Here is a 14500-nt window from a genome sequence, read left to right as displayed (position 1 = left end):
ATGCGTCTTATGAAGAAATATTAAGACTTCCAGCCATCATAAGCACGAGTAATCGTCTCGTTTGCGGCTTTCCACTCTTTGCTGCTTCTCAGTGTTTTTCGATCAAAGCTTTGTGTTTTTAACAACGAATGAGCTTTCTCTACGGTTTGAATCGCGAGATTATCTAACACTTCAACCGCTGATTTTCTGTTATTACACATTAAGAGCATATCGCAACCGGCCTCTAATGCTTGCTGAGAACGTTCTGCAGGCCCCCCCATTATCGTTGCCCCTTCCATACTAAGGTCATCAGAAAACACCAAACCAGTAAAGTTGAGTTGTTTACGTAAGATGTCTTTTAACCAGAATGATGAACCACTGGCTGGTGATGAATCGTATTCAGGGTAAATCACATGTGCTGGCATCATCGCATCTAAAATACCGGCATCAATTTGTGCTTTAAAGATGGCCATGTCTAGCTCAACAATGTTGTCGCGATTATCATAAGGGGTTTCTAAATGAGAATCGGCAATCACACCACCGTGGCCAGGAAAATGCTTGCCCGTTGTCGACGTTCCTGCCGATTTCATTCCTTGCATAAAGGCGGTGCTGTACTTAACAATGGTATTAATATCATCGCCAAATGCACGATTACCAATCGCTTTACAATCAAAGCCGCTGTCTAACACTGGTGCAAACGTTAAATCGATGTCATGAGCGACTAATTCAGCACACAATAGCCAACCCGCTGTTTTCGCTAACTCGATACCATTGTTCATCTCGGCATACGCTTGAGCGGGTGGGATTAAGGTAAATTCATCTCTGAAACGTTGAACACGCCCACCTTCTTGGTCAACACCAATAATAATAGGGCGACCTGTCGCTTTACGAATTGACGCGATGAGCGCTGACAACTGTGCAGGATCGTGATAATTACGAGCAAAAAGGATTAAACCACCCACAGTAGGATGCTGAAGTAGCTCACGCTCTTCTGCATCAATTTCATACCCTTCAACATCTAGCCATAACGGACCCATTACATTCTCCAAATCATCTTAATTTTTATAGGCTTAAAGTATCACGCTCTTTGCCGTTTTAAAATCTTATATCTTGAACTTAGGTTCGAAATCTCAAACAAACCCTAGGTATATTTCACTTATTCTATGGCACAATGAGTTTCAGTTTTATTCACCATGATAAAATGCAGATAGCGACATTAAATATGGAGAGGTTAAGATGGAAAAATACGTAGGCTTAATGTCAGGCACGAGTTTAGACGGTGTCGATGCCGTATTAGTTGAAACCAACGGTACAGAAATCACACTTCTCGGTCACGCAGATTACCCAATGGATGCACAATTAAAATCCGATGTATTGTCTGTTTGTACTGGGCAAGCCACCAATTTAAAAATGATTGGGGAAATAGATCATCGCTTAGGGCATTTATTTGCAGACGCTGCCTTACATTTACTCAACACTCTCTCTGTTGATCCTGCCAGTATTACTGCGATTGGTAGCCATGGACAAACGCTCTTTCACTCCCCTGATACTCAATACCCATTTACGACCCAATTAGGGGATGCCAATATTATCGCGGCGAAAACGGGAATTAATACGATTGCCGATTTTCGTCGCAAAGACATGGCGCTTGGTGGTCAAGGCGCACCACTGGTTCCTGCATTTCATCACACCTTATTTGGCAAGCCAGAAAGCACACTTATTGTGCTAAACATTGGCGGTATTTCTAATATCTCGATTCTTCAAAAAAACTCGCCAGTCATTGGCTATGATACAGGCCCTGGTAATATGTTGATGGATGCGTGGATATATGAGCACAAGCAAAAAAATTATGATCACAATGGTGAATGGGCTCGCCACGGCATTATCATTCATCCATTATTAAGCAAACTAAAACAGCACTCGTATTTTGCTCGACCTTATCCCAAAAGCACAGGACGTGAGCTATTTAACTTAGAATGGTTTACTCAATACATTGAAAATCAATCGTATAAAGCACAGGACGTGCAAGCAACCTTATTAGAATTTACCGTCACGACTATTGTTGACCAAATAACCACGTTTCGCGTTGGTAGCGAGGCTAAATTACTGGTATGTGGTGGTGGCGCGCATAATCAATGTTTGATGGAACGATTGCAACAACACCTTCCTAAGTGGGCAGTATCCACCACCAACGACTACAATGTAGATAGTGACAATATGGAAGCGATGGCCTTTGCTTGGCTTGCTCACCAACGCGTTCACGATCGACCAAGTAATGAACCGGATGTTACCGGTGCTTCACGTTATGCAAGTTTAGGTGTAATCTACCCGGCGTTTTAAATACAAATAAGAATAATTACTAAGTAGTCCCTTTATGCATATTTCAGCTCAACTACAGCCAATTTGGCACAGCAAAAAGTCATCCGATCCATGCCATACTTTAGAAGATCAATTGGCATGGCTGCGCAATGCTGACGATAATATTAAACTTAAAACCTCTGATCCAAAGAAGATAGAGAAAGATCATCTAGCTTTAAATCAATGGTTACCACAACGCTTACATTCTGCCATTGAGTTGTTTGCTAAAAAGAATGAGGTTAATCAAAACGTTGCGGCTTCTATGTGGCTAAAATCGTTTAACAACCAATTTTTCACCAGTTTGGTGGCTCTACGTCTAAAGTTCAATCGTGTTCCTATTATTCAGTTTAATGATATTTTCATTTCAACCCCAAATGGTGAGAAAATAAAATCATTACAAATTAATAAACACTGCCCTTTTGTTTGTCTTTCTGATGATCCTCTTTCTTCTGAGTCGCAAGCGACAACCGTAAGCAATCATGAAGAGCTGGATCTGGCCTTTACGCACCTTTTACAGCAAGTCGGCGGTGGATTAAGCGTTCTCTTTGAACAAGAAAAATTGAAACATCGACCATTTTGGGGGGCCGTATCGTTAGCTGTCAGTGTTTTCTTTATGCGTTTAACCGAAAATGGCATATCCCATAAACAAGCGAATAATATTGCCCCAGAAGCCGATAAATGGGTCGACAACATCATGCCAGATATAGGCAAAGGATTGACTCATGTCCGAGTGGCCGAAAATACAACTCAAGCCATTTTGTATGTGCAACGCGAAACCTGTTGCATGAAGTACAAAATCGATGGCAAGAAGAATTGCGCGACATGCCAATTACTTGATGAAGACAAACGCCACAAGAAAAACATCAAACGCATCCCTTCTAAATAATACGCATCTTATCAATTGTAATGTGTCGGTCATTTGACTGACACATTACTTTTATAAATTTTAAACAAAAATTACATCAATCTTTCATATAGTTTTTTTATCTTAGATACCAAGCAAACAATTACACCAAAACGGATTGTTTTGGTTACTTTAAAGGTATGGAATCTAATGAAAAAATTATTACTATCAACGGCTATATTGTCTTCTCTTACATCAACCACTCTCTTCGCTGCAACCGTTTATGATCAAGACAATACTCAATTAAAAGTTGGTGGCAGAGCCGAAGCACGAGCGAATATCTCAGACAATAATGAAACAACGGACAACAGTTCATTTAAAGATAAAAGTCGTGCACGTATTAATTTAAAAGGTAAAACAAAAATCAATGAAAGCTTAGGTGCCTTTGGTACTTATGAAGTCGAAATTGGGAGTGGTAAAGACAATACAGTAAATACCCGTTACCTATTTGCAGGCTTAAGCACTACCGTTGGTAACTTCTCTTACGGCCAACAAGATTCAGCGCAAGTTATGCTCACCGATTACACCGATATTCTTGCTACGTTTGGTGGTGACGCTGCCGATTTGACGACTGGCAACAAAGATAAGCGTGAAAACAACTTTTTATACTCTGGTGAATTTGATGCATTAACAGTGCAGGCAAACTACATTGCCAGCAATGAAAAAGACGATGATAGCTTTGGTATTTCGGGCATGTACGCCTTACCAATGGGATTGGACTTTGGCCTAGGTTACACATCAGGACAGCAAGCCTCAACAGGGTTAAATTCTGTCGATGCCGACCAAATCAACCTCGCAATTCGCTATACAGTAAATGCTTTCATGGTATCAGGCTTATTTACTACTGGTGAAATCGATAATAAAGACGCCAATGGTTACGAACTGGCTGCGGCTTATAAACTTGACCAATGGGTTTTCCAAGGCGTATATAACTTTCAAGACGTAGACAGTACCGACACAGAAAACAACGTGGCTATTGAAGCCATTTACAAACTCAATAAAAGTTTCCGCACGTATGCAGGCTACAAATTTGAACAAATCGACAATAAAGACGACCAACTGCAATTTGGTCTACGTTACGATTTCTAAGTAAAATCGTTAACAATAGTAAATTTTAGCACTCTGGGTGGAGGCTAAATACAAATCCGAAACGGTTATTTTACGGTTTCGGATTTTCATTTTGGCACATCGTACCAATTTCTGTTATAACGTAGCCTCAAATCACTATTTAACGGTTAATCATGAAATTACTAGTTCGCAATTTACCTCGTACAATGACTGAATATGAATTAAGAGAAATGTTTAAAGCTCACGGTTCACTTGGTTATTGCACATTAGTTTTAGACGAAGCGACTGGCGAATCTAAAGGTTTTGCATTTGTTGACATGCCAAACGATGAAGAAGCTCTAGCTGCTATCGAAGCTGAAAATGGTAAAAAGTTTGATAAAGACAAGATTCGCGTAAAAGCAGCAGAATAATTCCATTATTTTGTAGGCTAAACGCATTCTAGTGATTCAAATATCATGGCTCTCAAGCTGGTATTTGAATCACTTATTTTGATCACCCACTCCCCTAAAAACTCTGCCAATTAGATAAGATGATGCCAATGTCTGATCCTTGCTTTACTTCTTTTGTACACCCTCTCGATAGCTATTCTTTACCTGAGCGATTCACTTTCCCGTTTTACTATGAACCGCATCCATTATGTGAGCTCGCCGCCAAGCAGTTACAGGGTCACTTAATATCCCAAACAGAATGGCAACACAACTTTGGATTAGAAGAAAGCAACGATAAAGCCATTGGTAAAATGTTTGGAGTATTACTTGTACGCCACCCTTCTGGTGAAGTCGGATTTTTATCTGCTTTTTCAGGAAAAATTGCTGACAGTAATCACCTCCCACATTTTGTTCCTCCCGTATTTGATATGCTCAAGGAAGACGGTTTTTTTAAAACTGAATTGGCAGACATTACCGATATAAACACGGCGATAAAACAACAACAAAGCAATCCGTTATTGGGCGAATTAAGCACCACTCTATCTATAGAAAACACAATCTCTCAAGAACAACTTGAAGCCCAGCGCCAAGTCATGATCGAAGGCCGAAAATCACGAAAAGAACAACGTGCAGATGCAGAACGTAATGCATCATCAGAATCCGGCGAGCGCTTAAAAATAGAATTAGGAAAGCAGAGTGTTCAAGAAAAGAACGCCCTGAGAGATTTAAAAATACATTGGGACACAAGAATCAATAAAATTCAGTCTCAATTAGATGACTTAAATAACGCTATTAACGCATTAAAAACACGTCGTAAAGTGTTATCTTCTGCCTTACAAAAAAAATTGTTCCAACAATACAAATTCCTAAACATCCATGGCGTAGAAAAAGATCTTAACGATATTTTTAAAGATACCCCAAATCATGTTCCTCCAGCAGGCTCTGGCGAATGTGCCGCACCAAAATTGCTTCAATACGCATTTGCACATGGTTTTACCCCACTTGCTTTGGCTGAATTTTGGTGGGGAAGCGCTCCAAAATCAGAAATACGTCAACACAAAAAATTCTATGCGTCTTGTCAAAGTAAATGCCAACCAATCTTAGGGCATATGTTGGATGGTATTGAAATGGATGAAAACCCACTGTTAATCAATCCAGCAGAAGGCAAAGACATCGATATTATTTATGAAGATGAATTTATGCTCATCATCAATAAGCCAGCGGATTTCTTATCGGTACCGGGTAAAAATATTAATGACTCTGTTTATACCCGCGTACAGCAACGTTACCCAAATGCAACTGGTGGGCTAATTGTGCATCGCTTAGACATGGCAGCCTCTGGTTTAATGGTTTTAGGGTTAACCAGTAAAGCGCATAAACGTCTGCAGAAACAGTTCATCAATCGTACTGTAGAAAAACGCTACACCGCATTACTTGATGGTTTATTACCACATCGCGAAGGACAGATCACGTTACCATTGCGTGGGGATCTTTATGACAGACCGCGTCAGTTAGTCTGCTTTGAATACGGAAAACAGGCAGAAACAACGTATAACGTGATTGAATATAAAGAAAAGCAAACTCTTGTGCACCTTTACCCAAAAACAGGGCGAACTCATCAATTACGTGTGCATTGTGCCCACCACTTAGGATTAAATATGCCTATCATCGGTGATGGTTTATATGGTCAAAAAGCGGATCGTTTATATCTGCACGCGGGCTATTTATCAGTGACTCACCCAATAACAAAAGAGCCTATGGAATTTGTAGTTGAGGCTCGATTTTAATATGACACAACATCAATTTACCCGATTCTCGACGAGCATTGATCAGTACTCATTACCTGCGAATTTTACGTTCCCATATTACTATGTCCCTCACCCATTAGCGTTACTAGCAATGAGTGAGCTACAGCATTACCTAGACACTCAACAAGAATGGCAATACGACTTTACCGCGATTGGACACATGTTTGGCGTGCTTGTCGTTAAAAACCAACAAGGAGATATCGGTTATTTATCTTCTTATGCAGGAAACGAGTTAACTAATCATAAAATACACAGTGACACTCCTAGCCTTTTTGTCGATACAATTGTTGACCATCACTATGATCAGCCTTACTTTACTGAAAAAACACAACATATCAATACGCTTCGCCACCATATATCTACATTAAAAAGCACCCCAGAATTTAGTGCCCTTACTGACAAATTGGTGTTAAAAAATTCACAAGCTGAGCAAGAAATCACTGCATTTCAACAATCGATGGCAAAAAGTAAGAAGCAGCGTAAACAATTACGAACAGAAGCAGAATCAAACCCTGCATCAACAGTAAACACAGCACAACTTGAAGCGTTAATTCACGATCTTGGTAACCAAAGCAGCCGAGAAAAAAGAGAATTAAAAGCCTTAAAAGAGCAATGGAAAGCCAGCCTTGCAGAATTAACGATTCAACATAATACGATGCTTACTTCAATTGCTCAGAAAGAAAATGAGTACAAACAACTGTCTAAAAATCTAGACATCGAAAAGTTACGAGCTTGCCAATTTACAAACCAATTGGGCTCAACAAAAAGCTTATATGATTTATTCACTGCTGTTGATGATGAATCATCTCCGATTTCACACTCAAGTGAAGAGAATGCACCCAAATTACTTCAAGCGGCCTTTAAAATGGGACTAACCCCTTTAGCGCTCGGAGAGTTTTGGTGGGGTTCTTCACCTTATGAAACAATCAGACAACACAAAAATGTCTATCCTGCCTGTCAGAGTAAGTGTTTTGAAATCTTAGAGCACATGCTTGAAGGAATAGAACTGGATGACAATTCATTAAAACAAACGCCCTCTTATGGAAAAGATCTTGAGATCGTTTATGAAGATGAGGCCATTGTTATCGTAAACAAACCGGCTGAATTTTTATCGGTTCCAGGGAAATTTATTACAGACTCAGTACAGACTCGCATTAAAGCGCGTTATCCACAGGCAACAGGTCCATTAATCGTACACCGCTTAGACATGTCGACGTCAGGTCTATTAGTATTAACTTTAACGGCTGAAACAAATAAGCAGGTACAAAAGCAGTTTATTGATAGAACGGTAGAAAAACGCTACACCGCGCTTCTTGAGGGTAACATTGCCTTAAATGATGGCATCATAGATTTACCTCTCACTGGTGATTTAGAAGACAGACCACGACAAATGGTAGACCATAAGCAAGGCCGAAAAGCAGAAACCACTTTTCAAGTAATAGAGCGAAACAACAACCAAACAAAAGTCTACCTTTACCCAAAAACAGGTCGAACTCACCAGTTGCGCGTACATTGTGCTCATCAAGCGGGTTTGGGCACCCCTATTGTCGGTGATGACTTATATGGGTTTAAATCTAACCGATTGCATCTACATGCTGGGTACCTAAAATTTACGCACCCTATCACTGGTAACGAGGTCGAATTTTCAGTGAAAGATGATTTTTAATACATTATCGATAGTAATGTCAAAAATTGAATGTTCATTCATCTGAAAAGATTGCTTTTTTTCATAAAATCGTTAATTTAGCTAACTTCTGCATCTCACAGTGCAGAAGCCTTGAACAGTGTTCATTTATTAATCCATACTCATATAGAACAAGCATGAAAAAACATTTTACATTACCGCAGATAACTCTTTTTCTGTTTAGCTTATTGCTTGTATCGTTATGCATTAATATTGCTATGTCATCCATTCAAACACAATTTGAACCTACTGATACCTCGTCTATGATGGATAAAAATAGACTTAATGGCAGTGAGATGAACATTCATCATGCTGATCAAAGATTACTATTAACCCCTTTTTCACACCCTTTACGAATAGAACCTCTCTCTTTTTTAAAACCTAGAGTGATTGATGCGCCAACGAAGCCACCATCAAATCCCCCTACCGTGACTGTTGCAGACAGACGCCTACAAGTAAAACAGTGGGTTTCTTTGGCGATGACCGTCATTATTATTCCATCAACATTCTATAAGCAAACTATTGATAACAATCGATTGGGTGGCTGGAAGGAATCGAATCTCCAATATAAAACCGTTAAATAGATAGGCCGTTTTATTACGACTGAACTATCGCTCTATACATTCTCATTCTGAGTCTCTTTTACGTTTTATAATGAATAGTATTTATGTTTAATTACAGACCACGTATCGATTACCCTTTATTGTTTGCTATATTTGTATTGATTTTACTCGGCTCTCTAACGGTATGGAGTGCTAGTGGATTCAGTGAGCCTATGTTACAGCGTCATCTTATCCGAGCAGTAATGGCGATTGGATGTATTGTTTTTATGTCCGCTATTCCTCCCTTGAATTACCAACGCATGACGCCTTTTTTATATGGCTTAGCAGTTATTCTTTTATTAGGTGTTATTCTGATTGGTGACAGTACAAATGGTTCTCAACGTTGGTTAGTTATTGGACCGATTCGTTTTCAACCCTCTGAACTGGTTAAGGTAGCAATACCACTGATGGTAGCTTGGCTTTTGGTTGTTGATGCCGGACGTCCTGATTTAAAAAAGATAGCTATTTGTTTGCTCGTAACTGCCGTCCCTGCCAGTTTGATTTTCATTCAACCCGATCTTGATGGGGCAATTTTCACCGTCATCTATGCCCTTTTTGTATTGTATTTTGCAGGCATGAGTTGGAAAATTATTGGTTCTTTTCTTGGCGGTCTCGCAATCACGATCCCCGCCTTATGGATTTTTGTTATGGCGGCTTACCAAAAGAAACGAGTCACCCAGTTTCTGGATCCTGAATCTGATCCTCTTGGTGCTGGTTACCAAATTATCCAATCACTGATTGCGATTGGCTCTGGTGGCTTACGTGGAAAAGGTTGGATGAACGCTACACAAGGACACCTTGGTTTCATTCCAGAAAGTCATACTGATTTCATTTTTTCAACTTACGCTGAAGAGTGGGGATTTTTTGGCAGTGTATTGTTGCTAGGACTGTATTTATTCATCACTGGTCGTGTCATTTGGCTGGCTTGTCAGTGTGAATCTCCCTTTAATCGATTGGTCAGTGGCGCATTTGCCCTTAGCTTCTTCCTTTATGCCTTTATTAATATGGGAATGGTCAGTGGATTGCTTCCTGTGATGGGAAGCCCATTGCCATTTTTTAGTTATGGGGGAACCGCGATGATAACCCAAGGGATCTGCTTTGGTATTATTATGTCACTTTGTCTTTATAAACCTTATAAGACTAAATAACCGCCTATCCATTAACTAAAAGCGCGATACCTTCGCGCTTTTAGTTAAATGGAAATACTACGTTAATTAATGAAATTGTGACGTTACCTCTCCAAGCACCAGTTTAAACTCCTTAACCACATAAGTTAAAGCTAAGTGGCTTTGAGGTATTCGATTTATTTTCATGGCAACATCAACAACGTCAATTTCAGATAACCCCCCTTCAATTTCAATTCGCGATTGATAAAGAGAAATAAGATCATTCATTATACCAACCTTATTTGTACTGTCTGTTTTCGTATATTGAATCACCGTGTCATTAATCGCATATGCCGAAATGGTTTGAATACTAACGCCTTCCGCTTTCATTTGTAAACACAGCCCTTCCAGAAAGTGTTTTCTTAACGTTTTAATGTGTTCTTTTTGAATACCGACAATAATGAATGAGAACAATGTTCTCTCTTCCATAAACACCAACACATTATGATTATCTTCCTCAAAAGAATGCACAAACCAATTACCTAATGCAAATTTCTCAGGCACTATAACCTTAAGTTCACTAGGTGTAATACCAATAAAATCTTGAACTTTTTTGGTACATTTAAATTGAAACATCGCTCAACCTCTGAGACTAAAAATCATAGTTTACATTGGTAATATAGTCGCAGCATAACCCTTTCTTATCATGCACATCTATTTACACCAATTCCAATAAACATCTGTTTATTCTTACTAAATCAATTACATAATTATAGAATAACTGCTTATCAGGTTTTTATTCTTAGTGATTTTTCTACTAATAAATAGAGTATTCAGTTAATTGCATTAATAGTAAATTTACGCCTTAAAACAAAAAACACTCGGTAAGCAAAGAATACCGAGTGTAATAAATTATAGTGTTAGTAGAATTATGCGCTTAACTAAGGGCTCATAATCATGTTATCTTTTTTAGATTAGTAATTTCTCAACCAAACATCTTCATCTGCTGATGCTCTATTTTTACGTTTTTTCTTACCAGTGCCTTCAGGTTTTGCCATCGGCTTTTCTACGTCTGATAAAGAATCACTTACTGCTTCATCGACTTCAAAACCTTCAACTTCTTCACGTTCTAGTCGAATTTTGTTCTTCTTCTCGATGATTTTAAAGTGATGGTAATCTTCATGATCGATAAGTGATAATGCTAAACCAACTTCCCCAGCACGACCACTTCGACCAATACGGTGCATATAATCTGATGGACTTCTTGGCAAATCAAAATTAATAACAACCGGTAGTTTTTCGATATCTAAACCACGAGCAGCAATATTTGTCGCAATTAAAACTTCAATCTCACCCAATTTAAATGCTTCAAGTATACGAGTACGCGCACCTTGGCCTTTATCACCATGAAATACTTCAGCGGTAATTCCACGTTTAGACAGTTTATCCGCTAAATGCTCACAACTATTTTTCGCATTAACGAAGATAAGTGCTTGTCGCCATTCGTTTTGTTTGATCAAATGCGCTAGCAATGCGGTTTTTTCACCTTTATTAACGGTAAAAACACGCTGTACCAAAGTACTTGCATCTGCGCTTTGCACTTGAATTTCAATAGGATCGTTAAGCAGTTCTTGAGTTAATGTTTGTACTTGTTCAGGAAAAGTCGCTGAAAACAATAACGTCTGCTTTTGCTTTGGTAATAAATCCAATAACGCTGATAGCTCTTCAGTAAAGCCAAGGCTTAACATTCGATCGGCTTCATCAAGCACTAATGTTTTGACTTTATCAAGCTTAATAGCATTACTTGAAATAAGATCGAGTAATCGACCCGGTGTGGCTACTAAAATATCAGTGCCGCCACGTAAAGCCAGCATTTGAGTATTTGCAGATACGCCACCAAAAACAGCAACGGTTTTAATTGCACCGTTAAAATGCACAGCATAAGATTTAATACTGTCAGCAACTTGTTTTGCCAATTCACGAGTCGGAACTAAAATCAATCCAGTAACATAGTTACCTTTCCCACTTTTAGTGCTAAAAGGCTTATCTTCATGCAACTGCTGTAATATAGGCAGTGCGAACGTTGCTGTTTTACCTGAACCTGTATTTGCCCCTGCAATTAAGTCACGCCCAGCCAATACACTTGGAATAGCTTGCGCTTGAATTGGCGTTGGCTGTTGATATTCCAGCTCAGTTAATCGAGCTAACAAAGGTGTAATAAGGCCAAGTTCTGTAAAGTTGGCAGGCGTTGTGATAGTGGTCATTAATATAAAGGGCTCAAAGCTAAGATAATAGCCAGCCATTTTAGCCTATTTATGCCCGATTCAGTTAATTAAATATCTCAAACGCCCCCGTAATACCACCTACACCGTATAAATCACGCTTAATCTGCACCAAAATACTAAACGTAGGACAAACAAAAGGACCTAAATTTCTTTAGGCCCTTTTTAAAAATAAGTCTACGTGGGTAATAAATAACCACTTAACTATTACGACAACTTAGCGGGATGAGATCCTCGCTTACTATCATTTGTTCTTATTTATAAAAAGCTTCAACTTTACCTTTCAATGTGATCATAAGAGGTTGACCACGACGATCCAATGCTTTAGGTGATGGGATTTTTACCCAACCTTCACTAATGCAATACTCTTCAACATCAGTACGCTCTTTGTCATTAAGTTTAATACCAATGTGATGTTCAAAGCATTCTGCCACATGATGTGGGCTACGAGGATTGCCCGAAAGGTGATCTGGTAAAGCTGGTTGCGATTTAGCGTCGTTCATGTTCGTGACCTGTAGTCAATAAAAGTGCGCTATTGTAGACAATATAGACCTAACGCTCAAGATATGTTGTAATAAATCGTGCTCTTATATTTCATCCACTTAGCTCTTTGGTAGGAACTCAACCAATACGCTTTCATTCCTATAGGTAATGGCCCTGCTTTACTGGAGACTTTTTAAGCCGCTTTTTCAAATTCTATATACTTTCCATGCGGAGTTAAATAATCCAACCCACTATGGCTACGTTTGTAATTGTAAAAGGTAATATAATTTACCACTTCACTAATCACGGACTCATGATTAAAAAAGAGCAGTAAATTAAGATGCTCACTTTTTAATGATCTAAAGAATCGTTCCATTACAGCATTGTCTAAACAATTCCCACGACGACTCATACTTTGCGTTATTTTCAATGTTCTTAGGTAGTCTCTGTAGTCTTTTGTAGTGGTCAAGTAAAACTGGCCACCGATTTATATTCTAACTAATACTGTTGCTCTGCAAGGTTAGGTGGTAATCCATCATTGTGCTGATGAGGCCTAGTACTGCTGAAATAACCTATGATATATTTAGTTATTGAATGTTTTGCTTCAGCAAAACTTTTATATCCATTCTTAGGAACCCATTCACTTTTTAAACTTCTAAAAAACCTTTCCATTGGGCTATTATCCCAACAATTCCCACGACGACTCATGCTCTGAATTATTTGATATTGCCACAATTTCTGCTTGAATTTTAAACTGGTATAGTGACAGCCTTGATCGCTATGGTACATGACATTTAATGGCTTTCCTCGTAACTCATAAGCCATTGAAAGCGCATTGCTTGTAAGGTTACTATCTGGGGAAAGTGATAATGGCCAACCAATCGGTTTTCGTGAAAATAGGTCAATAACAACAGCCAAATAAGCCCATCTTGTACCTATCCAAATGTAAGTCACATCTCCGCACCAAATTTTATTTGGTTGTTTAACATCAAATTGTCGTTTCAATAAATTAGGAGCAATAATACTTTCATGGTTTGCTTTCTTATAGCTATGCTTCGGTATTTGCGTACTTACTAAGTTGAGTAATTTCATTAACTTAGTTGCACGGTAGCGACTAAGTGGCATCCCTCTCTGGGATACCATTTTAGCTATACTTCTCGCCCCTGCAGAACCATTACTACAGCGATATACCTCTTTAACTTCCGAGCATAAGTCTAAGAATTCACGGTCTATGTTTCTTGGTTTTGCCTTCCAATACTTATAGCTACTCCGATGTATACCAAAAGTTTCACAAAGAATACTTATGCTGTGGCTCTGTCTGAGTTTATCTATTAATGCGAATTGTTCAGTGAGTCTGACATCAACAGAGCCGTAGCCTTTTTTAGTATTTCATTATGCTCCTCAAGACGAGCAAGTTTTTTCTTTAACTCACGAATTTCTATTTGCTCGGGAGTTATAAGTGATGCCGTTGGCATCACTCCGCTTAATTCACTTTTTAGCTGTTGAACCCAATTAGTCATCGCTGATTTACTTACGTTCATAGCTTGAGAAGCTTCAGTAATTGAGTAACCTTGCTCGGTGACTAACTGAGCTGCTTCTAACTTGTATGACGCGCTATAGTTCTTTCTTGGACGTTTTGTCATTATGTACACCTAATTAATTCTGAGATGATTATAACATCTCTAACTAGGTGGCCAAATTCACTATGCCACTACATACTTAAAATTGACGCCTTAAAACGAGAAACACCCGGCAAACTGAGATTGCCGAGTGTAGTAAATCGTGTTGATGCATTTGT

The 14500-nt window shown here is 38.9% G+C and carries 13 protein-coding genes and 1 pseudogene; 8 read left to right on the top strand and 6 right to left on the bottom strand.

The window, feature by feature from the left end; genetic code table 11:
- Positions 1–20 precede the first annotated feature (20 nt).
- Positions 21–1016 (bottom strand): beta-N-acetylhexosaminidase, encoded by a 996-nt coding sequence (gene nagZ / locus VSAL_RS19045; protein WP_012551897.1) that lies wholly within the window; start codon positions 1014–1016, stop codon positions 21–23.
- Positions 1017–1215: 199 nt separating this feature from the next.
- Here nagZ and VSAL_RS19040 point away from each other — a divergent pair, with 199 nt between their 5' ends.
- From VSAL_RS19040 to rodA, 8 genes are all read left to right on the top strand, one after another.
- Complete coding sequence (locus VSAL_RS19040) at positions 1216–2319, top strand: anhydro-N-acetylmuramic acid kinase (RefSeq protein ID WP_012551896.1); 1104 nt, start codon at positions 1216–1218, stop codon at positions 2317–2319.
- A gap of 34 nt (positions 2320–2353) precedes the next feature.
- Entirely contained in the window at positions 2354–3223 is an 870-nt protein-coding gene (locus tag VSAL_RS19035; RefSeq protein WP_012551895.1) for a (2Fe-2S)-binding protein, read from the top strand.
- Between the two features lie 168 nt (positions 3224–3391).
- Entirely contained in the window at positions 3392–4330 is a 939-nt protein-coding gene (locus tag VSAL_RS19030) for a porin (protein ID WP_012551894.1), read from the top strand.
- Between the two features lie 152 nt (positions 4331–4482).
- The gene (locus VSAL_RS19025) at positions 4483–4719 is read left to right on the top strand and encodes an RNA recognition motif domain-containing protein (RefSeq protein WP_012551893.1); all 237 of its coding nucleotides are present in this window, start codon (positions 4483–4485) and stop codon (positions 4717–4719) included.
- Positions 4720–4841: 122 nt separating this feature from the next.
- On the top strand, positions 4842–6524 hold the full coding sequence (locus tag VSAL_RS19020) for an RluA family pseudouridine synthase (RefSeq protein WP_044583572.1): 1683 nt from the start codon (positions 4842–4844) through the stop codon (positions 6522–6524).
- 1 nt (position 6525) lies between these two features.
- The gene (locus VSAL_RS19015) at positions 6526–8211 is read left to right on the top strand and encodes an RluA family pseudouridine synthase (protein ID WP_012551891.1); all 1686 of its coding nucleotides are present in this window, start codon (positions 6526–6528) and stop codon (positions 8209–8211) included.
- A gap of 155 nt (positions 8212–8366) precedes the next feature.
- Positions 8367–8813 (top strand): hypothetical protein, encoded by a 447-nt coding sequence (locus VSAL_RS19010; RefSeq protein ID WP_129546102.1) that lies wholly within the window; start codon positions 8367–8369, stop codon positions 8811–8813.
- A gap of 83 nt (positions 8814–8896) precedes the next feature.
- Positions 8897–9979 (top strand): rod shape-determining protein RodA, encoded by a 1083-nt coding sequence (gene rodA, locus VSAL_RS19005; protein ID WP_012551889.1) that lies wholly within the window; start codon positions 8897–8899, stop codon positions 9977–9979.
- A 66-nt stretch (positions 9980–10045) separates the two neighbouring features.
- On the opposite strand, the gene VSAL_RS19000 is transcribed toward rodA, so the two are convergent.
- The 5 genes and pseudogenes from VSAL_RS19000 to VSAL_RS18985 all read right to left on the bottom strand — a co-directional run bounded on the left by VSAL_RS19000 (position 10046) and on the right by VSAL_RS18985 (position 14345).
- Positions 10046–10573 carry a DUF6933 domain-containing protein gene (locus VSAL_RS19000; protein WP_012551888.1) on the bottom strand — a complete coding sequence of 176 codons (528 nt, stop codon included), beginning with the start codon at positions 10571–10573 and terminating at the stop codon, positions 10046–10048.
- 338 nt (positions 10574–10911) lie between these two features.
- On the bottom strand, positions 10912–12201 hold the full coding sequence (locus VSAL_RS18995; RefSeq protein WP_044583649.1) for a DEAD/DEAH box helicase: 1290 nt from the start codon (positions 12199–12201) through the stop codon (positions 10912–10914).
- 272 nt (positions 12202–12473) lie between these two features.
- Positions 12474–12722: a DUF3297 family protein gene (locus VSAL_RS18990; protein ID WP_012551886.1), complete on the bottom strand. Its 249-nt coding sequence runs from the start codon at positions 12720–12722 to the stop codon at positions 12474–12476.
- 173 nt (positions 12723–12895) lie between these two features.
- Positions 12896–13126 (bottom strand): annotated as a pseudogene (locus VSAL_RS23010) (integrase core domain-containing protein); the annotation flags it as partial.
- A gap of 74 nt (positions 13127–13200) precedes the next feature.
- Positions 13201–14345, bottom strand: a protein-coding gene (locus VSAL_RS18985) for an IS3 family transposase (RefSeq protein WP_085941879.1) whose coding sequence is annotated in 2 segments (ribosomal slippage) — positions 13201–14078 and positions 14078–14345 — 1146 coding nt in all. Because the reading frame shifts where the segments join, the coding sequence is not laid out codon by codon here.
- Between the last annotated feature and the right edge of the window lie 155 nt (positions 14346–14500).

The organism is Aliivibrio salmonicida LFI1238, assembly GCF_000196495.1.
Classification (GTDB): Bacteria; Pseudomonadota; Gammaproteobacteria; order Enterobacterales; family Vibrionaceae; genus Aliivibrio; species Aliivibrio salmonicida.
The sequence above is the reverse complement of the archived record's forward strand: the minus strand, read 5'-3'. Positions and strand labels throughout refer to the sequence as shown.